The sequence below is a fragment of the Janthinobacterium sp. FW305-128 genome, from assembly GCF_020858135.1.
In the GTDB taxonomy this organism is placed as follows: domain Bacteria; phylum Pseudomonadota; class Gammaproteobacteria; order Burkholderiales; family Burkholderiaceae_D; genus Janthinobacterium.
This window is the reverse complement of the sequence record NZ_JACYMK010000010.1, coordinates 151134-176750: the sequence shown is the minus strand read 5'-3', so window position 1 is coordinate 176750 and position 25617 is coordinate 151134. Positions and strand designations below refer to the sequence as shown.

General features: G+C 65.0%; 15 protein-coding genes. 5 read left to right on the top strand and 10 right to left on the bottom strand.

The window, feature by feature from the left end; genetic code table 11:
* Positions 1 to 40: 40 nt before the first annotated feature.
* Both IGS60_RS20905 and IGS60_RS20900 read right to left on the bottom strand, forming a co-directional pair.
* Positions 41 to 544, bottom strand: coding sequence for a chemotaxis protein CheW (locus tag IGS60_RS20905; protein WP_070217875.1), 504 nt, complete (start codon positions 542 to 544; stop codon positions 41 to 43).
* Positions 545 to 604: 60 nt separating this feature from the next.
* Positions 605 to 1507 carry a sensor domain-containing diguanylate cyclase gene (locus tag IGS60_RS20900; RefSeq protein WP_070288158.1) on the bottom strand — a complete coding sequence of 301 codons (903 nt, stop codon included), beginning with the start codon at positions 1505 to 1507 and terminating at the stop codon, positions 605 to 607.
* Between the two features lie 472 nt (positions 1508 to 1979).
* On the opposite strand from IGS60_RS20900, the gene IGS60_RS20895 reads away from it, so the two are divergent.
* The gene (locus IGS60_RS20895) at positions 1980 to 3638 is read left to right on the top strand and encodes a PAS domain-containing methyl-accepting chemotaxis protein (RefSeq protein WP_230506062.1); all 1659 of its coding nucleotides are present in this window, start codon (positions 1980 to 1982) and stop codon (positions 3636 to 3638) included.
* A 40-nt stretch (positions 3639 to 3678) separates the two neighbouring features.
* Here the strand turns inward: IGS60_RS20895 and IGS60_RS20890 are convergent, their stop codons facing one another.
* The 8 genes from IGS60_RS20890 to IGS60_RS20855 all read right to left on the bottom strand — a co-directional run bounded on the left by IGS60_RS20890 (position 3679) and on the right by IGS60_RS20855 (position 13798).
* A complete protein-coding gene (locus IGS60_RS20890) occupies positions 3679 to 4965 on the bottom strand; it encodes a DUF445 domain-containing protein (RefSeq protein ID WP_230506061.1) in 1287 nt (428 codons plus the stop codon).
* A 59-nt stretch (positions 4966 to 5024) separates the two neighbouring features.
* Positions 5025 to 6422: an amino acid permease gene (locus tag IGS60_RS20885; RefSeq protein ID WP_070313618.1), complete on the bottom strand. Its 1398-nt coding sequence runs from the start codon at positions 6420 to 6422 to the stop codon at positions 5025 to 5027.
* A 211-nt stretch (positions 6423 to 6633) separates the two neighbouring features.
* Positions 6634 to 8427 (bottom strand): MFS transporter, encoded by a 1794-nt coding sequence (locus IGS60_RS20880; protein ID WP_230506060.1) that lies wholly within the window; start codon positions 8425 to 8427, stop codon positions 6634 to 6636.
* A 50-nt stretch (positions 8428 to 8477) separates the two neighbouring features.
* Positions 8478 to 9572 carry an N-acetylglucosamine-6-phosphate deacetylase gene (locus IGS60_RS20875; RefSeq protein WP_230506059.1) on the bottom strand — a complete coding sequence of 365 codons (1095 nt, stop codon included), beginning with the start codon at positions 9570 to 9572 and terminating at the stop codon, positions 8478 to 8480.
* A gap of 3 nt (positions 9573 to 9575) precedes the next feature.
* On the bottom strand, positions 9576 to 10343 hold the full coding sequence (locus tag IGS60_RS20870; RefSeq protein WP_070223655.1) for a DeoR family transcriptional regulator: 768 nt from the start codon (positions 10341 to 10343) through the stop codon (positions 9576 to 9578).
* 35 nt (positions 10344 to 10378) lie between these two features.
* The gene (locus IGS60_RS20865; RefSeq protein ID WP_230506143.1) at positions 10379 to 11722 is read right to left on the bottom strand and encodes a D-tagatose-bisphosphate aldolase, class II, non-catalytic subunit; all 1344 of its coding nucleotides are present in this window, start codon (positions 11720 to 11722) and stop codon (positions 10379 to 10381) included.
* Positions 11722 to 12675: an ROK family protein gene (locus IGS60_RS20860; RefSeq protein ID WP_230506057.1), complete on the bottom strand. Its 954-nt coding sequence runs from the start codon at positions 12673 to 12675 to the stop codon at positions 11722 to 11724. The genes IGS60_RS20865 and IGS60_RS20860 overlap by 1 nt, the downstream gene beginning before the upstream one ends.
* Positions 12662 to 13798 carry an SIS domain-containing protein gene (locus IGS60_RS20855; protein WP_230506056.1) on the bottom strand — a complete coding sequence of 379 codons (1137 nt, stop codon included), beginning with the start codon at positions 13796 to 13798 and terminating at the stop codon, positions 12662 to 12664. The genes IGS60_RS20860 and IGS60_RS20855 overlap by 14 nt, the downstream gene beginning before the upstream one ends.
* Positions 13799 to 14156: 358 nt before the next feature.
* Here IGS60_RS20855 and IGS60_RS20850 point away from each other — a divergent pair, with 358 nt between their 5' ends.
* From IGS60_RS20850 to IGS60_RS20835, 4 genes are all read left to right on the top strand, one after another.
* Positions 14157 to 17507 (top strand): TIM-barrel domain-containing protein, encoded by a 3351-nt coding sequence (locus tag IGS60_RS20850; RefSeq protein WP_230506055.1) that lies wholly within the window; start codon positions 14157 to 14159, stop codon positions 17505 to 17507.
* A 98-nt stretch (positions 17508 to 17605) separates the two neighbouring features.
* The gene (locus IGS60_RS20845; protein ID WP_230506054.1) at positions 17606 to 20566 is read left to right on the top strand and encodes a TonB-dependent siderophore receptor; all 2961 of its coding nucleotides are present in this window, start codon (positions 17606 to 17608) and stop codon (positions 20564 to 20566) included.
* Between the two features lie 491 nt (positions 20567 to 21057).
* Complete coding sequence (locus tag IGS60_RS20840) at positions 21058 to 24099, top strand: TonB-dependent receptor (protein ID WP_230506053.1); 3042 nt, start codon at positions 21058 to 21060, stop codon at positions 24097 to 24099.
* A 66-nt stretch (positions 24100 to 24165) separates the two neighbouring features.
* Positions 24166 to 25557: a Gfo/Idh/MocA family protein gene (locus IGS60_RS20835; protein ID WP_230506052.1), complete on the top strand. Its 1392-nt coding sequence runs from the start codon at positions 24166 to 24168 to the stop codon at positions 25555 to 25557.
* Positions 25558 to 25617: the final 60 nt, after the last annotated feature.

Below are 25617 nucleotides of genomic sequence, written 5' to 3'. Positions count from 1 at the left end.
GGCGGGGCGGGTTCGGGTGGTGGCGTGGCTGGTGGCTGGCTCAGGCCGCCAGTTTTCCGCCGGCGTGCATGCCCATGCCCGCCAGCAGGCTGTCGATGTCGAGCACGATCAGCATGCGCTCGTCGAGGGCGCCGATGGCCGTCACGTGGCCGGCCATGGCTGAACCGTGCAGCTGCGGCGGCGGCTTGATCTGCGCCGGCGCCAGCGGCACCACGTCGGCCACGCGGTCGACCACGATGCCGGTGGCGCCATGCGCGAAGATCAGGATGATCACCACGGTCGAGGCGTCGTACGCGGGTTCGGCCTGGCCCAGCGCGATGCGCAGGTCGACCAGCGGCACGATGCTGCCGCGCAGGTGGATGAACCCCTTGAGGAAGGCGGGTGCGTTGGCGATGCGGGTGACGGCGCCGTAGCCGCGGATTTCCTGCACCAGGCCAATGTCGATCGCATATTCCTCCTTGCCGAGTCCGAAGACCAGCAATTCCCGGGCATCCGCTTGCGCCAGCTGGCTCGCTGCTGCGGCATGTGTCGTGATGGTTTCCATGTGCTTGCTCCTGTCAGGTGCTGCGTGATGCATGAAACTGCGAAGGGTGTCGGGCGGGATTCAAGCCTGCTCGACGCGGTTGCGGCCATTGTTCTTGGCCTGGTACAGCGCGGCATCGGCTTGCATGAAGGCCGCCTTCCAGTCGCCGTTGTCGGGCAGCGGCGCCATTCCGATGCTGATCGTCACCGGAATGGACAGCTTGCCGAACTCGAAACGCGTCTCTTCCACGGCGCGGCGTATGCGCTCGGCCACCTGGCAGGCCATGCTCATGTTCGTATGCGGGAACAGGAAACCGAATTCCTCGCCTCCCACGCGGGCGACGACGTCCGAGGCCCGCGCCTGGAACTGGAACACGGCGGCGATGGTTTGCAGGACGGCATCGCCGGCGGCATGGCCATGCTGATCGTTGACGTGTTTGAAGAAGTCGATGTCGGCGATGCCGATGGCCAGTGGGGTGTGGGCGCGTCTGGCACGCGCGGCCGCGCGCACGGCTTCGACCTCGAAGGCGCGGCGGTTGGGCAGATGGGTCAGCGGGTCGCTCAGGGCGATGCGCTGCAACTGCTGCCAACGGGCCGCATTCTGCTGTTCGAGCGCGCGTTCGCGGCGCTGGTCGATGAAAAAGGCGCCCATGTAGTTTTCGTCGCCGAGCTTGCCCAGGTCCATGGCCTTGAGCACGATGGGCAGCATGGAGCCGTCGTGGTGGCGAATGGCGAAATGGCGTTTGTGCCCGAGTACCCTGGACTTCTTTTCGCCGGCCAGATAGGCGCCGATCTGCGCGCCATGCTGCTCGCGCACGGCATCCGGCAGCAGCGCCTCGATCTGCTGGCCCGCCAGGCTGCCCTGCGCATAGCCGCTCAGCGCATACATGGCGTCGTTCGCATACTGGATGCGTGAAGCGGTGTCGATGATGACGGCAGCGTCTTCTGCGGCGTCGAGCAAGCGCAAGGCCAGGACTTTGTTCATGCGTATCTCCCTACATTGGTGCGGATTTCCCGAGTGGCGAAAGGCACGATGTCATCGCATCGTTTTCGTTTCCCCATGTCAATCATCATACCTCAAATAAAATAGAATGCAATGAATTTCATGATTTTAATGATTTGTGTTTGCCGTGCAACTGCCGTCTTGTTTGCAATATTGCCTCGAGACCCTGTGTTTTTCCTCTGTTGAGGCGAAAATCTATCCATTTGTCATCATTTCAAAAGTGATAAATTCGTTTAAATTTTTCATTTAAATGTTGTAATTGGTTAAATCATGGAGCAAAATGAATTTGATCTAAGTCAAAAAGATGGCAAATAGAGGCAAGTTGTTGGCAAGGCGCCTCTCGTCACTTGTCAGGATCTGTGCAGGAAAGAGCAGTGTTGTTCAGGCCAGGGCGCGAGCCCGCTTCTTTTCGGGTGGCGCCGCCATTCGCTTGTGTAGGACAGGGGAGACAGAAATGCGTACAAATATGCCGGTAACGAACAAGGAATATGTGCTTCATGACGGTCAGACGGTGGTATCGAAGACTGACCTGAAGGGCAACATCACCTATGTCAACCAGGATTTCATCGATATCAGCGGCTTTTCGGCCGAGGAGCTGATCGGCGCGCCGCAAAACATCGTGCGCCATCCGGATATGCCGGCCGAGGCCTTCGCCGACTTCTGGCGCACCATCAAGAGCGGCAAGGCGTGGACGGGCATGGTCAAGAACCGCTGCAAGAATGGCGATTACTACTGGGTGGAAGCGAATGCCGCGCCGATGCTGGAAAATGGCCAGATGGTGGGCTACACCTCGATCCGCGTCAAGCCCAGCCGGGAACAGGTGGCCGCCGCCGAGCAGGCATACCAGGCCATCAAGCAAGGCAGCACGACGCTGGAAGTGCGCGAAGGCGTGGCCATGCACCGCTCGCTCGTGCGGCGCCTGAATCCGCTGGCGCAATTGACGCTGCGCGCCCGGATGTCCCTCGTGTTCGGCTCGCTGGCGCTGCTGTTCGTTGCCGCGCCGGCCATCTCCTATGTGGCGTCGGGACACGCCGGCATGCCGATGCTGTTCAGCACTCTCTGCGGCGTGGTGTCGTGCGCGGCCGGCGGCTACACCGTGCAGCGCGCGGCCGTGGTGCCGCTGGAGCGCATGCGCGGCGATATCGAGCGCATGAGCGCGGGCGACCTGTCGGGCAACATCAGCGCCAGCGGCAACGACGAACTGACGGCGGTGGCGCAGGCGCTGCGCGTCCTGCAGACGAACGTCAAGCTGCTGGTCGGGCAAATCAAGGAATCGACGGGCGTGGTGGGCCGCGGCGCGGAGGAAATCGCCGCAGGCAATGCGAACCTGTCGCGGCGCACGGAGTCGCAGGCCAGCGCACTGGAAGAGACGGCGTCGTCCATGGAAGAACTGACCGGCACGGTCAGGCAGAATGCCGACAATGCGCGCGAGGCGAACCGCCTCGTCAATACCGCCTCCGAGACCGCGCACAAGGGCGAACAAGCCATGTCGCAGGTGATTGCCACCATGGGCTCGATCCAGGACAGCTCGCGCAAGATCGTCGACATCATCGGCGTGATCGACGGCATCGCCTTCCAGACGAATATCCTGGCGCTGAATGCGGCCGTCGAGGCGGCGCGGGCCGGGGAACAGGGGCGCGGCTTTGCCGTGGTGGCGTCCGAGGTGCGCAGCCTGGCGCACCGCTCGGCGCAGGCGGCCAAGGAAATCAAGGTGCTGATCGGCGATTCGGTGGACAAGGTGGGGGCGGGCAGCCGGCTGGTGCAGGACGCCGGCAAGACGATGGGCGATATCGAGCAGTCGGTGCGCCAGGTGGCCGGCTACATGGCGGACATTACGGCGGCCAGCCAGGAGCAGAGCGAGGGTATCGAACAAATCAACCAGGCCATCACGCAGATGGACGACGTGACGCAGCAAAATGCGGCCCTGGTCGAGCAGGCCGCCGCCGCCGCGGCCGGCATGCAGCAGCAGGCCGTGCAACTGGCGACGCTGGTCGATTCCTTCCAGCTGGTGCGCAGTGTGGCGGCCGGCGCGGCAGCCCGGCCGGCAGCCCGGGCTGCCGCGCCGCGCAAGCAGTTATCAGTGACGAGCCTGCTGAAACCGCAGCTGGCGTGATGCCGCGCCAGGCGCTGGCGCTGGCGCTGGAAAAGCCCGCTTACACCGCCTGGCTGGCGGCGTAGATCAGCAGGCCGGCCAGGCCGCCCACGATGGTGCCGTTGATGCGGATGAACTGCAGGTCGCGCCCGATGGCCAGTTCGATGCGCTCGCTCATTTCTTCCTTGCTCCACAAGTCCAGGCGGGCGGCGATGAAGGCGCCCACCTCGCCCCGGTAGCGCCGTACCAGCGCGCCGCTGCCGGCGACGATGGCGCCATTCAGCCATGCCCGGGCATGCTCGTCCTTGCCCAGTACCTGGCCCGTGTTGCGCGCCAGGCTGGCGACGGCTTGCGCCAGCACGGGCGCGTCGGCGTGCAGGTCGGCCAGCAGGCGCGCGCGGATGGCGTCCCACAGCTCGCCTAGCATCGCTTGCACCGTATCGCTGGCGATCAGCTGCAGCTGGTAGCGGCGCACCGTGTCCTGCCACTGCGGATCGGCCTTCAGGTGCAGCGCGCTGTCGGCGATCCAGCCGCCGATGCGCTGGCGCAGCGGGTGGGCCGGGTCGATGCGCACGGCGAGCGCGAATTTTTGCAGCGAGGCGATCATGCGCGGCTCGTACGCCTTCACGGCCTTTTTCACCAGCGTGTTTTCGATCTGGAAGGCGCCCAGCACGAAGTCGCCGATGGCGGCGTGGTGCGCCTCGTCGTCCAGGTAGGCAGCGCCCCGGTCGAGCAGGAAGTCCAGCAATTGCTGCGGCTTGCCGTCGGCGATCAGCGCGTCGATGCAGTCGGCCGCCACGTCCGATACATTCAATTGACCGAGGTAGGCGCTGGCCTGCTCGCGCAGCAGGCGGCCCAGCGTGTCGTGGTCGGCCATCGCCAGCAGCTGTTTCACCACGCCGGCGCTGGCCATGCCCAGCTGCCGCGCATGGACCTCGTCACTGAGCCAGGCGCCCAGGCGGGCAGCGGGATCGGCTTGCACGATGCGCTCGGCGATGCCTTGCTCGGTAATGAAATGGTTTTCCACGAAAGCGCCCAGGCTGCGCCCGATATCCGCCTTGCTGTTGGGGATGATGGCCGTATGCCACAGGGGGATGCCCAGCGGGTGGCGGAACAGGGCGACGACGGCGAACCAGTCGGCGATCGCGCCCACCATCGATGCTTCGGCGAATGCCTCCACATAGCCCCATGCGGGATGGCCGCCCCGTTGCGAGCGGGCCACGGCGAAGACCAGCGCGGCGAGCAGCAGCAGGCCGGCGGCCAGCCACTGCATGTTGCGCAGGCGCGCGCGCTTGAGCTGGTCCGTGCTCTGGTCCAGTTGGGCGATAAGGTCGGGGGAAGGTTGCATGGATGGCGGTCTGCACGGTTGCGAGACCGCCATCTTACTGCGATGGCGCAGTGACGGGCTTACTGTTGCGGATGCAGCAGCGAACGGCGGCGCGCGTAGCCGAAATAGATGGCCAGGCCGATCACCAGCCAGATGGAAAAGGCCATCCAGGTGACCCAGCTGAGGAAGGTCATCAGACCCACGCACAGGATCACGGCCAGCGCCGGCACGAACGGCACGCCGGGGCAGCGGAACGCGCGCGGCAGGTCGGGACGCTTCTTGCGCAGCACCACCACGGCGACGGAGACCATGGTGAAGGCGGCCAGGGTGCCGATGTTGATCAGTTCAGCGAGGATGTTGAGCGGGATCGTGGCGGCGATCAGGCCGAAGACGATGCCGACCAGCCAGGTGGCGAAGAACGGCGTGTGGAAGCGCGGGTGCACGGTCGACAGGCGCTTGGGCAGCAAGCCGTCGCGCGACATGGCGAAGATGATGCGCGTCTGACCGAAGGCCATCACGAGGATCACGGTGGTCATGCCGAGGATGGCGCCCAGGTCGACGAAGCCGGCGATCCAGTTTTCGCCCGCATACTGCAGGGCCAGCGAGACGGGATGGTCGACGCCGAGGAATTTCTGATACGGCACGATGCCCGTCATGATGGCCGACACCACCACGTACAGCACGGCGCACACGGCCAGCGAACCGATGATGCCGATGGGCAGGTCGCGCGACGGCTTCTTGACTTCCTCGGCGGCCGAGGTGACGGCGTCAAAGCCGATGAAGGCGAAGAAGACGAGGGCGGCGGCGCTCAGCATGCCGTGGTAGCCGAACGGCATGTAGGGCTGCCAGTTGGCCGGCTGCACGTGGCGCGCGCCGAAGATGATGAACAGCAGCACCACGCCCACCTTGATGGCCACCATGATGTTGTTCAGGCGCGCCGATTCGCGCACGCCCCAGCCCAGCATGGCCGTCAGCAGCAGCATGATGACGAGGGCCGGCAGGTTGATGAAGGTGGTCACGCCGGGCAGCGCGCCCGGCGCGGCCGTCAGGGCCACGGGCAGGGCGATGCCAAAGCCCGACAGCAACGACTGGAAATAGCCGGACCAGCCGACGGAGACGGCGGCCGCGGCCAGGCCGTATTCGAGCAGCAAGTCCCAGCCTATCATCCAGGCGGCCAGCTCGCCCAAAGTCGCATAGCTGTAGGTGTAGATGGAGCCGGCCACGGGCACGGTGGAGGCGAATTCCGCATAGCACAGGGCGGCGAAGCAGCAGGCGACGGCCGCCACGACGAACGACAGCGACAGGGCGGGGCCGGCCGTCAGCGCACCCGTGCCGGTAAGCACGAAAATACCGGTGCCGACGATGGCGCCGATGCCCATGAGGACAAGGTCGAACGGTCCCAGCACCTTGGCCAGACCTCCCGGCTTCTTGCTGTGGGCAATCATGTCATCCAAATTCTTGGTTCTAAATAAGCTCACTGTGTCTCCTGGTGGTTTTTGTCATGGCGCCATTGCCGCCTCGTGAGTAGCACGACGCAGCCAGATTCTAGCCCACGCGCCCGTGATTCCAGAAGGAAAACCGTACGGTGCCGTGCGCGCCGGCCCCGTCAACTTGACCGGCAGGCAAAAAAACAGCCCCGGACGGTGGGCCGGGGCTGGAAAGGAGACTGCTACAGTTGGTTACTCGGGCTTACTTGGAAAAGTGCGCTTCGATCTCTTCCAAGGTCTTGCCCTTGGTCTCAGGCAACAAAAACGCGGCCGCCAGGAAGTACAGCACGGTGCAGCCGGCGCCGAAGAAGAACAGGGTCGAATAACCGTGCAAGCCCACGGTCGGCAGGAAGATGGCGGCGATCACCGTCGAGACGAACTGGTTGACCAGCAGCGCGATGCTCATCCCGTTCGAGCGGATGCGGGTCGGCATCAGCTCGGACAGGGCCAGCCACACGCACACGCCCGGTCCCACGGCAAAGCTGGAGACGAACACGCAGATGGCGATCGCCACCAGCCAGCCGTGCGTGGACGGGGGCACGGGGCCCAGGCTGGCCTTCTCGATGCGCAGCGGCGCCTCGCGTCCGGCGGCCGGGTCGGCGAACGGGTTCAGGTGCAGCTTGCGGAAGAACACGCCGATCACGCTGTCGGCCTGTACGGCGTCTTCGCGGGCGATCGTCACCTGGCGCAGTACGGGGTCGTCGCTGCGCAGGCTTTTCACGTTGGTGAAGGGGCCGTAGGCGTAGGCGATGGTCAGCTGCTGCGGCGTGCCGTCGGCGGCCGCGCCCAAGGCCGTCAAGGTGGCCGCATCGAGGTGCACGGCCAGGCCGTCGTTTTGCACCTGGGCGGCGATGGCGGGGCGCACGTCGGCCAGGTGCGCTTCGGCGCCGCGGAACAGCAAGCCGGCCGCCAGCAGCGAGACGACGATGCCGCCCGTGCCCAGCATCAGCAGGAACTTGCGGCCCTTGCGGTCCACCAGCAGCACGGCTACCACCGTCATCACGGCGTTCAGCACTTTCAACAGGACGTCCGCCATGTTGGCCGAGGCGCCCGACAGGCCTGCCTGGTTCAGGATATTGACGACATAGGCGAGGATGGAATTGATGCCCGTCGCCTGCGTGCAGGCGAGGATCAGGCAGGCCAGCAGGAAGGGCAGCACGTAGCGGCGGCTCAAGAGCGGGTCTTTTGCCCTGGCATGGCCGCTGGCCTTGGCCGCGTTCTCGGGCGTATCGAGCATTTCGCGCAGTTCCAGGTCGGCGGCGGCGGGCAGGCGCGTGCTCAGCAGCGACTGGCGTGCCTGTTCGACGCGGCCGCGGCGCGCCAGCCAGCGCGGCGACTCGGCCAGCAGCAGGGCGCCGATGGTAAATACGAGGCCAGGCGCCAGGCAGACCCAGAAGATGCTGCGCCAGGCGTGGTCCTTGGCCGTGAAGATGGCGGCGATGCGGCCCGCTTCCGGCAACGCCTGCGCCGCCTGCGTGGCCGTTTCCACCGTCTGCGCCTGCAGCAGGCCAATCAGGGCGGCGGCCACCAGGCCGATGGTCAGCAGCAGCTGGAACAGGGCGGCGCCGCGCCCACGCTGCTGCGCGGGCAGGCATTCGGCCAGGTACAGGGGCACGACGACGCCGATCAAGCCGCCGCTGATGCCTTGCAGCAGACGGCCCAGCAGCAGCGGCGTGTAGCCGTCGGCCAGGGCGATCAGCGGGATGCTGGCGCTGAACAGGGCGCCGGCCAGGAACATCACCCAGCGCCGGCCCAGGATATCGGCCAGGGCGCCGGCGAACAGCGAAGAAAGGACTGAACCCAATAGCACGGCGGCGACGATAAAGCTCAGCTGCTGGGCCGTCAGTTTCCAGGCCACCGAGGCCGTCGATTCCAGGTAGGGCAGGGCACCGGCGATGATGCCGATGTCTATGCCGTACAGCAATCCCCCCATGCCGGCAATAAATAGCAGGTAGCGCATGGCCCACACGGGGGCCTTGTGTGACGTGTCGTGCATGGTAACTCCGGGACGGGGTTGAGGTTGGGGGCTGGTTCTAGAGACTGAATCTAGCGGGTGGAAAGATCGATGGCCGCGCCTTCGACGAAGACGGACACGGGCTGTAGTGTGGAATCGAGGACGACGATATCGGCCCAGGCGCCCGGTGCCAAACGGCCCCGTTCGGATTCGCCCAGATAATCGGCCGGGTACAGCGAGAGGCGGTTCGAGGCGTCGGCCAGGTCCAGGCCCAGGTCGACGAAATTGCGCAGGGCCTGGTCCATGGTCAGCACGCTCCCGGCCAGCGAGCCCGTGGCCAGGCGCACGCAGCCCATGCATTTATAGACGCGCTGTGTGCCCAGGCCGTATTCGCCATCGGGCATGCCGGTGGCCGAGGTGGCGTCGGTCACGCCGTACAGGCGCGGGATGGCGCGCAGGGCCGCGCGCAGGGCGCCCTTGGCAACGTGCTGCAGGTCGGGGATGATTTCCGCGTATTCGGCATGCGCGAGCGCCGCGCCCACCATGCCCGGGTCGTAGTGCGTCATGCCCGTCATGCCGTTGTACAGGTGGGTAAAGCCGGACACGCCGGCCTTGAGCGCGGCCACGCCATCGTCATACGTGCCGGCGCTGTGGCCGATCTGCACGCGGATGCCCATCGCCGCCAGTTGCGGGATCAGTTCCAGGTGACCGGGGATTTCCGGCGCCATGGTCAAGACCTTGATCGGGGCGATGGCGTGAAAGCGCTGCACCAGCGCCAGGCTCGCTTGCACCACGTCGGGCGGCTGCGCGCCCAGGCGGTGCAGGTTCAAAAACGGTCCTTCCAGATGCACGCCCAGCATGCGTGCGCCGTTGGCGGGACGTTCGGCGATAACGCCGGCCAGGCCTTGCAGCGCGCGCACGATCGACGGCTCCTTGGCCGTCAGTGTGGTGCCCAGCAGGGCCGTGGTGCCGTGGCGCGCATGCACCTGCGTCACGGTGGCGCCCGCGTTGCCGCCTTCCATGATGTCGACGCCGGCCGCGCCATGCACGTGCAGGTCGATGAAGCCGGGCAGGATGGTGAGCGCGCTGTCGGCGGCAGGGTCTTCTTGTATCTGGACGATGCGCTGGTCAAAAGTGATGGTGCCCGTGATCCAGCCAGATGGGGTAAGGATTCTGCCGCTCAGCATGTGTTATTCCGCTATAAAAAGTTCGATGCCCAGCTTGTGCAGCCCTTCGCGGTATTCCTGGCTGATGCTGGCATCGGTGATGACGGTATCGACGCGGTCCAGCTGCACGATGCGGTGCAGGCTGACGCGGCCGAACTTCGAGGCGTCCGTGAGGACGATGATTTTCTTGGCCCGTTCCACCATCTTGTGGTTCAGGCTCGCTTCCGCTTCGTGGTGGGTGGTGACGCCGAACTGCAGGTCGAAGCCGTCCACGCCCAGGAACAGCTTGTCGAAGCTGTAGGCCTGCAGACAGGTTTCGGCCTGGCTGCCCTGGATCGACAGCGACTGCTTGCGCAGCAGGCCGCCCGTGAGGATCAGGTCCACGCCGGGCGCGTCGGCCAGCTCCCACGCGATGTTCAGGCCATTCGTGGCCACCGTCACGCCCGTCGCGTCGCGCAGATGGCGCGCCAGCGAGATGGTGGTGGTGCCCGAGTCGATGATGATGTTGTCGCCCGGTTCCACCAGCCGCGCCGCGTAGGCGCCGATGCGCTCCTTCTGCTCGTGGTTGATGGCATCCTTCTGGCGTATCGTATGCTCGGGCGGCGGCGTGCGCGTCAGGGTCGCGCCGCCGTGGCTGCGCGTGGCCATGCCTTGCGCTTCCAGCGCATTCAAGTCGCTGCGGATGGTGACCGCGGACACGCCGAGCTTTTCCACCAGATCGGTCACCTGCACCGAGCCCTGCTGGGCAAGCATTTGGAGGATGGATTCACGGCGTTGGCTGGTATTTCGCATGGTGGCGGGCTCGGTAAAAAATGAAAATACCGAGCTTAACAGATTGCCGCTTCGGCAATGACGGCCACTGCCACATTGCGGTTGCAGGCGCGCGCATATTGCGCCAGCAAGCTGCCGATCTTGTGCTCGATCAGGGCCGGCGCCTGTGCCTGCAAGCTGCCCTGCACCACGGCCAGATATTGCTCCGGCAAATGCTGGCTCAGCAGCGGCAGTGGAATCGCCACGGCATCGAGGTTGGCCAGCAGCTTGCCGACGGCGGCCGCCACTTCCGGCTCGCCCCAGTAATAGCGGCAACGGTCGCTCAAGCCGTAGCGGCGCATCAGCCGCTGCTCGTCCGGCGTGCCCAGGTAATGCTTGATCCAGTTCTTCGGCTTGGCCACCATCACGTCGTCGAGCACCTGCATCAGCTGCGAGGTGGCGTGCGCCGGCAGCAGTTCCTCCTCGATCTGGCACAGGGCGAACAGCGCCTCGCGCAGGGCGAAGGTGGCGGCCGGACCCACTTTCAGGATGGCGAAATGGTCGCGCACCATGGCGTGCAGGGCCGATTCGCGCTGGTAGTCGGTCGAGTGGGCTTCGAACACGAGGCCAGGCTGCTCGGCCACGAAGGCCGACAGCTCGGCGGCGGCCTGCGCATCGTAGTGCTGGATGCTGCTCTGGTCGAAATCGACGCCCGGCTGCACCACCATGGCGATGACGCGGCGCCAGGCGTCGTGCAGGCCGTTGTCGAGGAAGGCGCGGCAATGCACGTCGAGGGTACGGCGCGCGGCCTGCGGGCTGGTGACGGCGCCGGCCTGCGCCAAGGACGCTTCGCCGCCGGGAACCGGCACTTCCGTGCCGATCACGTAGACGGGCGACGCGAAGCCGGCGGCGGCGGCCGCCGCTTCGGCGACGATGCACAGGCGCGCCGAACGGGCGGCCACGGTTTCATCGTCGAGCTGCAGGGGATCATCGGCACAGCGCATGCTGCAATCGAGGTGGATTTTATGGAAGCCGGCCGACGCATACGCGGCGATCAGGGTCTCGGCGTGGGCCATGGCGGAGGCCGCGTCGAGGTGCTGCCAGGCGTTCGGACCCAGATGGTCGCCGCCCAGCACCAGGCGCTCGGTCGGGAAACCCTGTTCCCGGGCCATTGCCAGCATGGTGTCGCGGAAAACGTTTGGTGTCATGCCCGTGTAGCCGCCGAACTGGTCGACCTGGTTCGAGGTCGCTTCGACCAGCAGCACGGTGTCGTACTCGCTGGCCACGCGCATGGCGGCGCGCAGCACGCTCGGGTGGCTGCAGCAGACGGCGTACAGGCCCACGCGCTCGCCGCGGCGGTGCGCCTTGATCACTTGCTGGATGGGCGACAGGGTAAAACCCGGGTTTTCCGCTTGCTTCATCATGTTGACGCCTTTATATGTTGTCGTATCAAAAGGGCCGCGCCGCGCGCGCCGCCGGCGTCGCCAAAGCGGGGCGGCAGGATGGGCGGCACGTGCACGCCGGGGAACAGGTGGCGCTTCACGGCGGCCGGCAGCTTGTCGTACAGGTGCGGCAATTTCGACAGGCCGCCGCCGAGCACGATGACGTGCGGGTCGTAGGCCAGCACCAGGCCGGCCAGCGCGTGGCCCAGCACGTCGAGGTGCACGGCCACCGTGCGTTCGGCCACGGCGTCGCCCATGTTGGCGCGTGCCACGATGGCCAGCGGCTCGGCGCCGTCGCCGCCGAAATGCGCGTGGAGTTTACTCATGGCGGGGCCGGAGACGTAGCGTTCCAGGCAGCCCGCCTTGCCGCACGGGCAGGCGTAATCGATCAGGCCATGCTGCGCCAGCAGGGTGGCGGGCAGGCTCCAGTGGCCCCATTCGCCGGCCACGCCGTTCAAGCCGCGCAGCAGCTGGCCGCCCACGCAATAGCCGCCGCCGGCGCCCGTGCCGAGGATGGCGCCGAACATGCTGGCGGCATGGTCGGCCGCGCCGCCTTGCGCTTCCGACAGGGCGAAGCACTGGCAATCGTTGCCGATGGCGACAGGGCGCTGCAAGGCTTGCTGCAGGGTTTGCGCCACCAGGCGGCCGTTCAGGGCCGGCACGTTGGAGCTCAGTTGCCGGCCGCTGGCGCTGTCGATCACGCCGGGCAAGCCGATGCCGACGGGCGCCGTCGTGCCCAGGGCGGCGTCGCCGCGCGCCACCAGGTCGACGATCGCCTGCACGAAGGCGCTAAAATCGTCGCCCGGCGTGGCCACGCGCTCGCGGAACGTTTCGGTCAGCGCGCCGTCGCGGTCGGCAAAGGCGACCAGCTCCATCTTGCTGCCGCCGATGTCGATGCCGTGAAAGCCCTGGATGGAATTAGAATTGGTCATGGCCATAGATGGTGACGCCCTGCACGACACGGTTGACGATGCCGCCGGCGAATGGATTGTCGGGGCGCAGTTGCAGCAGCGCGGACTGGTGCAGCGCATATTGCTGCGCCATCAGCAGCCACAGCGGGGCAAGCCAGGCGTCGGGCCAGGCCGGCGCGTCGGCCGACAGGTCGCCGCCGATGCCGACCGTCAGGCAGCGTTGCGCCACGCTGTCGCGCTGCAGTTCCTGCAGTAAGTCGTCTTCGTACTGGCGCGCCAATGGCTTGCTGCTGCGCAGCAGGATCACCAAGGACTCCGTGGTGACTGCCGATTTCGGGCCATGGCGGAAGCCCAGCGGCGTATTCGCCATCGCCATCACGCGCCCGCCCGTCAATTCCAGAATTTTCAGGGCCGCTTCCTTGGCCAGCGCTTCCAGCGGGCCGCTGCCCAGGTAAACGACGCGCTGCACCGGCTGCGAGCCCAGGTCCGCCACGGGAGCCGACCAGTCGCGCAGGGCGTCTTCGCCCAGCTGCGCCAGGGTCTCGAGGCGCGCCACGTCGACGTCCTTGCCCAGTACCGACAGGGCCGCCAGCAGCATGCTGCTAAAGCTGCTGGTCATGGCGAAGCCGCGGTCGCAGCTGCCTTCCGGCATCAGCAAGTTATATGTATTGCTGTCGTTGGCGCCCTGGCGCGCCAGCTTGCCATCGGCGTTGCAAGTGATGTTCAGGAAGCGCGCACCGGGCACGACCTGGCGCAGCAGTTCCACGGCCGCCAGGCTTTCCGGGCTGTCGCCGCTGCGGGCAAACGAGACGAGCAGGGTGGGCGCATCCGCTTCCAGGTACAGCTCATGGTGCGTCAGCAAAGTCGTGGTGGCGATGGCGCGGATCTGCGCGGGCCAGGCGGCATTCAGGGTGTCGACGACGATTTCGCCCACATACGCCGAGCTGCCGGCACCCGTCAGGATCACGCGCTGCTGTGGATGGGACAGCGCATCGCCCAGAAAGGCGGCCAGGCTGGCTTGCTCGCTGCGCAAAATGCCGGCCAGCGCGCGCCAGATGGCGGGCTGATGGGCGATTTCCTCGGCCGTGTGCAGGCCGCCGATGTCGCGCCAGGTTTGAATGTCACGCTGAAGAAGGGTAGTCATGAGAGGTCAGTAAAGTGTTTGTTGGAGAAAGCATAAATACTAAATTTCGAAAAGTCAAATACGAAAGTAAAACGAAAGTAAATAGTTGTGTGGCTTGCGAAATAATGGCGTCGAACTGGTGCTTTTCTGGACGCCAATCATGTTGCGCTGCCGCATGAAACCCAGTCGTGCCGCCGCCTGTCGCTGAAATACGACGATAACGAAAGTATGTTTTGTGACATTTTGGTGAAACGTAAGAAAAATGCGCCAATTCTGGGCATTTTATTAATAAATCGGTCTAAGAACTTTCTTTTGATTGACGATATTTATTTTTCTTCTTAAAGTATTTCCATCACTTCGATTTTCTGAAAGCCCGCAGATGAAACCTCTCCCGCTTCCCCGCCGCGCCCTTGCCGCCTGTGTCCTCGCCGCCCTTGCCACCCTGGCTGCCCCTGGCCTGCAAGCCGCGCCTATCGGCAATCTGCAGTCGCTCTCCGCCGTGCATGCGGCCGACGTGGCCAAGGGCGAGGCGCTGGGCTGGGATCTGCGCAGCGACACGGGCATGCAGCTGCGTATCAGCCTGCCGCAGGCGGACGTGTTGCGCATCCAGGCGGGCGGCAAGGGGGGCTTGACGGGTCCCGGCGACAAGGCCGCGCCCATCGTCGTGGGCCAGCCCGCCGCGCAAGTGGCATACGAGATCAGCGAGCATCCCGACCATATCGTGATCAGCACCGAAGCCCTGAACCTGCGCATCGACCGCAAACCCTTGCGCCTTACCTTGTACCGCAAGGGCGATGCGGTGCCGCTGTGGCGCGAAGTGCAGCCGCTGTCGCTCGACGACAAGCAGGGCGTGCAGGTGCTATCGAGCTTGCCGGGCGAGCGTTACTTCGGCGGCGGGCAGCAAAATGGTCGCTTCGAATTCAAGGGCAAGCAGGTGCCCGTGTCGTATTCGGGCGGCTGGGAAGAGGGCGACCGGCCGAATCCCGCGCCATTCCTCATGAGTTCACGGGGCTGGGGCATGCTGCGCAATACCTGGTCCGACGGGCACTACGATTTGCGCGACAAGGAACAGATCTCGCTGCAGCACGCGGAAGGGCGCTTCGATGCGTATTTCTTCGTCGGCAAGGACTTGCGCGACGTCGTCGCCCGCTACACGGACTTGACGGGCCGCGCGCGCATGCTGCCCCGCTGGGCGCTCGAATACGGCGACGCCGATTGCTACAACGATGGCGACAACGTGAAAAAGCCCGGTTCCGTGCCCAAAGGCTGGAGCGACGGCCCCACCGGCAAGACGCCGGACGTGGTGGAAACCGTGGCGCGCCAGTACCGCGAACACGACATGCCGGGCGGCTGGATCTTGCCCAACGACGGCTATGGCTGCGGCTACACGAACTTGCCGGAAACGGTGAAGGGCCTGGCCGGCTATGGCTTCCGCACGGGCCTGTGGACGGAAAACGGCGTCGACAAGATCGCCTGGGAAGTGGGCCAGGCGGGCAGCCGCGTGCAAAAGCTGGACGTGGCGTGGACGGGCAAGGGCTACCAGTTTGCCATGGATGCGAACAAGTCCGCCTACGACGGCATCCTGAACAACTCCGACAGCCGCCCCTTCCTGTGGACGGTGATGGGCTGGGCCGGCATCCAGCGCTACGCCGTGGCGTGGACGGGCGACCAGAGCGCCAGCTGGGACTACATCCGCTGGCACATTCCGACCCTGATCGGCTCGGGCCTGTCCGGCCAGGCGTATGCCTCGGGCGACGTGGACGCCATCTTCGGCGGCAGCCCGGAAACCTATCTGCGCGACTTGCAGTGGAAAAGCTTTACGCCCGTGCTGATGGGCATGTCCGGCTGGGCCGCGGCCGAGCGCAAGCACCCGTGGTGGTTTGAGCAACCGTACCGCGACATCAACCGCCGCTATCTGAAGCTCAAGATGCGTTTGACGCCGTATATGTACACCCTGGTGCGCGAAGCGGAGCAATCGGGCGCGCCGCTGGTGCGTGGCCTGATGTGGGATTATCCGCAAGACCCGGCCGCCTACACGGAAGCGTATAAGTATCAATTCCTGCTGGGCCGCGACGTGCTGGTGGCGCCCGTTTACCGCAGCCAGGCCGTCAGCGGCGGCTGGCGCAAGGGCATCCACCTGCCGCAAGGCACGTGGTACGACTACTGGGATGGCCGCCAGGCCACGGCGGACGCGAAAGGGCGCGACCTCGATCTCCAGGTCACGCTGGACAAGCTGCCCGTGTTCGTGCGTGCCGGCGCCATCCTGCCCATGTATCCGGAAATGCTGTACGACGGCCAGAAGCCGAAGGACCAGCTGACGCTCGATATCTACCCGCACGGCGAGTCCGAATACACCCTGTATGAAGACGATGGCAACACGCGCCAGTACCAGGGCGGCGCCTTCAGCCAGCAAGTCATCCGCATGCGCCAGACGGGCGGCGACGTGCAGGTCGACATCGGCGCCGTTGAAGGCAAGTACCAGGGCCAGGAAGCGCGCCGCGGCTATGCGCTGCGCATGCTGGCGGGCCAGGCACCGGCCGCCGTCAAGGCGGGCGAACGGCTGCTCGCGCCATCGGCCGACCGCGCCGCCTACGACAAGGCGCTTGATGCCTGGTTCTTCGATCCTGCCGACCGCCAGGGCACCCTGCACGTGAAAGTGGCGGCGCAGGATATCCGCCAGCCCCTGGCCTTGCAGGTGGCCGGCGCGCTGGGCGTGGCGCGTATCGATGCCGACTTCCCCGTCGCCCCCGTGCCGGGCCGCGCCTTGCCGGCTGACGCCATGCAGGTGGTGTCGCGTCCTGCGGAAGAAAGCGGCTATCCGCTGGAAAACGCCTTCGACGGCAAGCCCGAGACCTGGTTCCGCACCGTGCGCAGCCCGTCCGTGAAAAGCGGTCCCCATGAATGGGTGATCGGCTTTTCGGAACGCCGCCTCGTCGATGGCATCGAACTGGCGCCGCGCAACGATCAGCACTGGAAGCATGGCCAGGTGCGGGATTACGAAATCTACATCGGCGACAACAACGGCGAGTGGGGCGCGGCGCTTGCGCGCGGCACGCTCAAATTGCAAGAGGGTACGCAGACGATCAATTTCCCCGCCACGGCCGGGCGCTTGCTGCGCTTCCGCGTCATGAGCACGCAAAATCCGGAAGGCGATGGCGCCGCATCCACCGACCCGATGGTGACGGCGGCGCAAGCCGGGCCGGTGGCGCGCGCGTTCGACGCGGCGCTGGCGAGCGACGTGGCGCCCGTGACCTTGTCCGCATTCCGCGTGCTCGAACACCGCGTGGCCGAAGCAGAAGAGGTGCAGCGCTATCTGTCGGACCTGGCGCTGCCGAAGACTGTCGCGAAAGACCGGCCGGCCGGCAAGGCCGCCGAGATGCGCATGAACGGGCTGTGGTTCCGCAAGGGCCTCGGCGTGGGACCAGCCAGCCGCATCGACTTGCAGCTGGCGGGCAACTGGAATCTGCTGCGCGCCGACCTGGGCGTGGACGATAGCTGCCGCAGCGCGGGCGGCTTGCAATTCCAGGTCTGGAGCGGCGAGCGGCTGCTGTATGACAGCGGCCTGGTCACGGCTCCCGGGGTGGTCAAACCCGAAATCGACGTGCGCGGCCTGAGCCAGCTCAGTTTGCGCACCCTGGGCGCGCGCGGCGCCCACCCGGCCCAGGTCTGCGGCAACTGGGCCAACGCCGTGCTGACCGGCACGGAGGGCGCGACGGTCAAGCCGCGCTAACTACTTCAATCATTTCACTAACGACGAGCCCCTCTTCGGACCGGGGAGGGGCTCTCGCAGCCTGACGAAAACAAATCACTTATAAAAGGGAGATGGGAATGCACTTGAAAAAACTGATGTCCGCCATGGTGGCGGTCGGACTTGGCTCAACCGCGTTGGCGTCGACGGCGCTGGCGGCGGAGGAAGAAAAACTGGCGCGCGTCGAAGTGACGGGTTCCAGCCTGAAGCGCATCAACGCGGAAACGGCGTCGCCCGTGCAGGTGATCAACGCCAAGCAGATCGAAAACATGGGCGCGCTCACCTTGCTGCAGGTGCTCGACAACCTGCCCGCGGCCCGTCCGGCGCAGCAGGACTTCCGCTCGATGTTCACGGGTTCCGATGGCGGCTCGCAGGCGAACTTGCGCGGCCTCGGTGCGCAGGGCACGCTGGTGCTGCTCAATGGCCGTCGCCTGTCGTTCTACGGCGCGCCGGCCGGCTTCCAGACCATGTTCGTCAATATCGACGCCATTCCCGCCGCCGCCATCGAGCGCATGGAGATTTTGACGGACGGCGCGTCGGCCGTGTATGGCTCCGATGCCGTGGCCGGCGTCATCAACGTGATCACCAAGAAGTCGTATCAAGGCCTGGAGGCGCGCGCCAACGGCGAGTTTTCGCCCAGCGTGAAAGCGTACGGCGAACGCCAGGCCAGCGTGCTGTATGGCGTGGGCGACCTGGCCAGCGACGGCTACAACATCTACGGTTCCGTCAACGTCTACCAGCGCGACCGCATCGCGCTGGCCGACACCTGGCAGAAGCGTCCCTCGTATTTTTATGTGAACAATCCCAATTTCATCCCGAACATGCGCGTGGGCGTGGGCAGCGAACCGGGCGTGATGAATCCAGGGACCTTCTTTGTCTTCGACAAGGCCAACAACAATGCGCGCACGCAGCGCGCCGCGCCCGGCTGCAACAACAGCATCACCGAGGCGTCGGGCACGCGCTGCGTGTGGAATGCGCTGCCCAACCAGCTCGATACGGGCCCCACTTCGGAGCGCGCCACGGCCTACCTGAGCGGCCGGCTGAAGCTGGGCGGCGACATGGAAGCGTTCGCGGAAGGTGCGTTCACCCACATCAAGATGCGCGGCGAGAATGGCCCCTCCAGCTTCAACAGCGGCAGCACGAACAACTGGTTCGCGCGCAATACGGGCACTACCCTGAACACCTTCGCCACGCCTTTCCTGAGTCCGAACAACGTCTACCTGAAGGGCAAGCTCGATGCCGACATGGTGGCCAAGATGGGCGGCGCGGCGGGCCTGAACTATCTGTTGCAGGATGCCACGGGCCACTTCGGCCAGAAGAATGTCGATGAAAACTACCGCGCGCTCGTCGGCCTGCGCGGCAGCATCGGCGGCGGCTGGGATTTTGAAACGGCGCTCAGCGTGGCGGGCAGCCATTCCACGCTGTTCCAGACGGCGAACCTGAATATCAATGGCTTCAAGCAGGCGTTCGGCCCGTTCACGAAAGATCCCGTCAGCGGCCGCACGTATATCTCCGACAATCCCGCCTACAAGTTCGGCGAAATCAGCGAGGCCAATGCGGCGCTGCTGCGTGCCGCCTATCCGACCTTCGCCATCGAATCGTGGACCAAGCTGATGACGTGGGACGCCAAGCTGGAAGGCACGCTGTTCAAGCTGGGCGAGCGCGAAGTGCGCGCCGCCGTGGGCACCAACGTGATGCGCGAAAGCTTCCTCACGCCCGGCAATGCGGATGCGGCCAATGGCCTGATCACGCAGCAGGGCGGTTCCTGGTTCGATGGCAAGCGCACCATCGCCGCCGTGTTTGGCGAAGTGGTGGTACCGCTCAGCGATACCCTGGAAGTCAATGCGGCCGCGCGCCTGGACAAATACCCGCATTTCTCGGCCAACCTGGCGCCCAAGCTGGGCGTGATCTGGCGCGCGCGTCCCGACCTGATGCTGCGCGGGACGTATTCGGAAGGCTTCCGCGCGCCCAACCTGGCTGAATCGGGCTCGGGCGGCGTCTTTGCCCAGGTGGGCGGCATCCGCGACACGGTGCGCTGCGATGAAACGAATGCCATGGCGCGCGCCCTGATGAAGTCCAGGGTGGCGACGGATGCGGACCTGGGCAAGAGCCTGCTCAATTCGAACTGCTCGACGACGGTAGGCGGCCTGACGCCGCCGAACCAGAACCTGCGTCCGGAAAAGGCCAAAATTTCCACCGTGGGCCTGGTCCTGCAGCCGGCCAAGGACGTGAGCATCTCCATCGATTACTGGTTCATCAACCGCCGCGACGAGATCGTGCGCCAGGACTTCAACGAACTGTTTACGGAACTGGTGGACAAGTACGGCCCGACCCTGGCAGGTACATCGAGCGCCATCCGCAACGACCTGACGGACACGGACCGGGGCAATATGGCGGCGGTGGCGGCCATGTGCGCCAATCCCGCCAATGCGGGCGTGTGCGCGGGCGGCGTGCCGGGCTACTCGGTGGGCAACCTGGGCGGCTTGATCAACTCGTATTCGAACCGCGGCCGCACCCTGATGGACGGCGTGGACATCGATGCGCGCACGCGCTTTGGGCTCGGCGACTGGGGCAAGCTGAGTACGGGCATCGCCGCCACCATCCGCAAGCGCGACACCCACGACAGCGAAGACGGCAGCGACATCAAGGGCAATACCGTCGGCTACTACGATTCGCCGCGCTACCGCGCCACCGTCAACGCCGACTGGAGTTACCGCAACTTCGTCAGCAGCGTCTTCATCAACTATTCGGGCAAGACGCGCTGGGCCTACGGTCCGTGGGACAAGGACAACACGCCGGAAAACTGCACCGCCGCCTCGGTATCGCTGCCGGCCGGCCAGTGCAAGGGCGCGCCGTCGTACACCACGGTGAACCTGGCCTTCAGCTGGAAGCCGCTCAAGAACCTGGACGTGGGCTTGAACGTGAAGAACGCGTTCAACAAGCAGCCGTACTACGACCCGAACGGCTGGGAAGGCTACAACCATAGCCAGGACCTGTTCGGCCGCCAGTTTGCCCTGTCTGCCAGCTACAAGTTCTTTTAAGGCGTGACAATGCCCCAGCCTGCCAGCGGGCCGGGGTATTGCCAGGAAAAGAAAAAGACAATATTCCGAAATGCATAATACGAAAGATAAACGTAAGTGAAAGGGGATTGCCATGGCTACTTTCGCGTTTTTCCATCAGGATTGCCATGTGGAATGTCTCCTGCAGGCCGCCTTCTTGCCTGCGCGTGTATCCGCCACGCCACGATAACGAAAGTTATCTGCCGCATCGCGGATTGAATCGAAAGATAAAACGTCTTTATTTACTGAATTTAGCGATAAATTTGCGCTGTAACTTTCTTTTTGTTGACGATACTTATTTTTCTTTTTAAAGTAATCCCAAGAAAACGAAAATCAGCCAAGACGGACTGATTTCCCGGAAGGAATGGCTGCCTGGCTCTCCCTTCCGACGCTCACCATAAAAATTGCATCCCCCCGACTTCGCCCTGGAGCGGGGAGGGCGCGTATAACCCTCGATATAGACGGAGAGACACATGCATACCACCCGACTCAAATTGCGCGACATCAGCCGCGCCGCCGCGATCGTGATCGCCCTGGCGGCCGGCGTGCCAGGCCAGGCCTGGGCACAGTCGAACGCCACCAGCACCATCTTCGGCGAAGTGAGCGCGCCCGCCGGCGCCACCGTGGTGCTGGAAAACCTGGCGACGGGCGTGCAGCGTACGCTGACGCCGGATACGTCGGGCCGCTATGTGGCCAATTCCATGCCGCCGGGCCGCTATGCGGTGCGCGTGCTGCGCGCCGGTTCGGTCGAAGCGTCGCAGGAAGTCGAAGCCCTGATCGGCGCGGGCGCCGAAGCGAACTTCGGTCCGGCCAGCGCGGCCGGCACCGTGGGCCAGGAGCAGACCGTCGTGGTGAAGGCGTCGCGCAATCCGATCGACGTGTCGAACACGAACAATGGCGTGATCTTCACGGCCAAGGAACTGAAGGCGCTGCCAGTCGGCAATGACGTGGCCTCCATCGTGCAGCTGACGCCGGGCGTGTCGCGCGGCACCAACAGCGTGTACGGCAATGCGCCATCGATCGGCGGCTCGGGCCAGTCGGAAAACGCGTTCTACGTCAACGGCTTCCCCATCACCAACATCCTGACCCAGGTGGGCGCGTCGGAGCTGCCGTTTGGCGCCATCTCGAACCTGCAGGTGCTGTCGGGCGGCTACGGTTCCGAGTTTGGCCGCTCCACGGGCGGCGTGATCAACATCACCACCAAGAGCGGCGGCAACAAGGTCGAATTCGGCGGCAAGGTCTCCATCATTCCCCGTTCGCTGAAAGGCGAGCCGGAAAACACGTATTACCCGAACACGGGCGCCAATCCCAAGACGGACGGCAACCTGCTGTACTGGAACCGCGACAACGGCAGCACCAGCAAGGTGGTGGGCCTGTACGGCAGCGGTCCCCTGATCAAGAACAAGCTGTTCGCCTTCGTGGCGCTGGAACAGACGCGCACCGACAGCCAGGCCGTCGCCGCCGCCGCCGACTCGGGCACGGCCCTGGCGCGCGGCTGGAGCACGAGCCAGAGCAAGGTGGACCGCATGACGGCCAAGCTCGATTTCAACCTGACGGACGACCATCACTTCGAATATACCAAGCTGTATGACCGCACGAAGACGGACAGCCAGGCGTACGGCTACAGCTACGCCACGCATGCGAGCAACGGCGTACAGGCAGGCAAGGGCGAGACGACGGTCAACTGCTGCGGCTCCTCGGCCGCGCCGGGCGCCAACATCGACATCTTCAAGTACACGGGCTACCTGACGGACAAGCTGACCGTGACGGCCATGATGGGCGAATCGCGCACCTCGCACACGCGCACGCCGAATGGCTACAATCCGCTGCTGGCGCAAACGTCGTCGAACGCATCGACCCAGGTGCCGGGTTTGACGTACGCCAATCCGCAGACGGTGACCGGCACCCTGGTCGACCCGTCGTCGGAAGACCGCCAGAAAGCCAAGCGACTCGATCTCGAATACAAGCTGGGCAAGCATTCGCTGCGCGGCGGCATCGACCGCATCGACGTGGAGTCGAAGGTGGGCCTGAGCCTGGCCGGCGGCTACCGCTGGAGCTACCAGCGCGCGACCGATCCGAACCGCCCGATCAACGGCGCGTTTGAAACGCCGGCTCAGGGCGGCGGCTACGGCGCGCAGGGCTACTACGTCAGCAAGGACTTGAACGCCAACCTGGCGCGTCCGACCAGCGTGCAATCCGCGCAATACATCCAGGATCACTACCAGGTCACGGAACGGGTGCTGCTGGACTTGGGCCTGCGCCGCGAACAGTTCACCAACTACAGCACCGATGGCGTGGCCTTCATTTCGCAGCGCAATATGATCGCCCCGCGCGTGGGCGCCACCTGGGATTACCTGGGCGACGGCACCCTGAAATTCTTCGCCAACGGCGGCCGCTACCACCTGCCGGTGCCATCGAATTTGTCGAGCAACATGGCCAGCCCCTTCCTGGCCACCAGCGAGATGTACACCTACACGGGTGTCGATCCCGTCACGGGCGCGCCGACGGGCCTGCACGCGATCAGCAAGCCGTATTCGGCCAACAACGCGTATGGCCAGAGCCGCGATGCGCGCGAAGTGACGGCCATCGGCCTCAAGCCGCTGTCGCAGGATGAATTCTCGCTCGGTTTCGAACGCGCCCTGAGCAAGAAGCTGGTGGTGGGCGCCAGCGTCCTGTACCGCAAGCTGAACGACACCAACGACGACACCTGCGACGCGCGTCCGCTGCAAGCCTGGGCCACGCGCAACAGCGTCGACACGAGCAACTGGGGCGGCTTCCAGTGCGCCATCATCAACCCGGGCCGCGACAACAGCCTGATGGTGGACTTCGACGACGGCAAGGGCTTGCGCCGCGTGGACATCTCGGCGGCCGAGTGGGGCAACCCGCTGCCATCGCGCACCTACCGCGCCCTGAACTTGTTCGTCGAGCACCCGTACACGAACGGCTGGTACGGCAAGCTGACCTACACCCTGTCTGCGCTGAAGGGCAATATGGAAGGCCAGACGGACAGCATCGGCGGCGGCGACGTGGGCCTGACGGTCAGCGACGACCACAAGGAACTGATGTACAACGCCTACGGCTACCTGCCGGGCGACCACCGCCATGCGTTCAAGGCCTACGGCTTCATGCAGGTGATCCCGGACGTGACGGTCGGCGCCAACCTGTCGCTGACTTCGGGGGCGCCGCGCAACTGCATCGGCGCGCTGCCCGATAACCTGAAGTTCGAGAACGACTACGGCGATTCCTACTTCTATTGCAATGGCAAGCCGGCGCCGCGCGGCAGCCAGGGCCGCCTGCCATGGCAAGCCCAGCTGGACATGAATCTGGCCTATACTCCCAGCGCCGTCAAGGGCCTGAGCCTGAAAGTGGACGTGTTCAATGTGTTCAACAGCCAGACCGTGACCCGCTACAACGAAACGCGCGAAGACCATGGCGCCATCGCCCGCAGCTATCTGCAGGTGGCCGGCCGCACGGCGCCGCGTTCCGTGCGCTTCACGGCGGAATACACTTATTAAACTGCAACCGGCCCGCCGTGCGGCGGGCCGGCGACGATCATTACCAATGGAAGCGAGAAGAGACCAATGACGACACAATTCAATCGACGCAATTTCCTGTCCGCCAGCGCCGCGCTGGCCGGTGGTGCCATGGCCGGCAGCGCCTTGCTGCCTGGCGAGGCCAACGCCGCACCCGCCGCCGGCCGCGACAAGGTCCGCCTGGGCCTGATCGGCACGGGCATGCGCGGCCAGGTGCTGCTGGCCGAACTGGTGCGCCGCGACGACGTGGAAGTCGTTGCCCTGTGCGATATCGAACCGATCATGCTGAAACATGCGCTGGGCCAGGTGGAAAAAGCCGGCAAGCCCCGTCCGCGCACATATGGCGAAGACCGCGACCAGAAAGCCTACAAGCGCATGCTGGACGCGGGCGGCCTCGATGGCGTGATCATCGCCACGCCGTGGGAATTCCACGCGCCGATGGCCATCGCCGCCATGCAGGCGAAGATCGCCGTCGGCTGTGAAGTGGTGGCCGGCATCACCCTGCAAGACCACTGGGATGTCCTGCACACCCAGCTGAAAACGGGCACGCCCTACATGTTGCTGGAAAACGTGTGCTACCGCCGCGACGTGATGGCGGCGCTGCAAATGGTACGCGCGGGCCTGTTCGGCGAACTGCTGCACCTGCAGGGCGGCTACCAGCATGATTTGCGCGCCGTGAAATTCAACAGCGGCAATCCGGCCAAGCCGTACGGCGGCGGCGTCGAATTCGGCGAAAAGGGCTGGTCCGAAGCCCATTGGCGCACGCAGCACTCGGTCGAGCGCAACGGCGAACTGTATCCGAGCCACGGCATCGGCCCGTGCGCCATGTACACCAACATCAACCGCGGCAACCGTTTTACGCGCATCAACGCCTTCGCCACCAAGGCGCGCGGCTTGCATGACTACATCGTCAAGCAGCCGGGCGGCGCGCAGCATGCGAACGCCAAGGTGAAATTCAAGTTGGGCGACGTGGTCACCACCACCCTGGCGTGCGAAAACGGCGAAACCATCATCCTGCAGCACGATACGAGTCTGCCGCGCCCGTATTCGCTGGGTTTCCGCGTGCAAGGCACGGACGGCCTGTGGATGGACCTGAACAATTCCATCCATATCGAGGGCGTCAGCAAGCCGCACCAGTGGGATGACTTCAAGGCTTACCAGGACAAGTATGAGCACCCCGTCTGGCGCAAGTACGCGGCGCAAGCCGAGGGCGCGGGCCACGGCGGCATGGACTTCTTCGTCATCCACGCCTTTGTCGAAGCATTGAAGGCCAACGCGCCGATGCCGATCGATATCTACGATGCCGTCACCTGGAGCGCCATCACGCCGCTGTCCGAGCAATCGATCGCCGCCAACTTCCAGACCCTGGACTTCCCGGACTTCACGGGCGGGCAGTGGAAATCGCGCAAGCCGATCTTCGCCCTCGACGGCAAATACTAAGCCTGAACGACCCGCTACCGCACCAGTTGCCGTAGCGGGTTTTTTCTATCCCCATGCGTT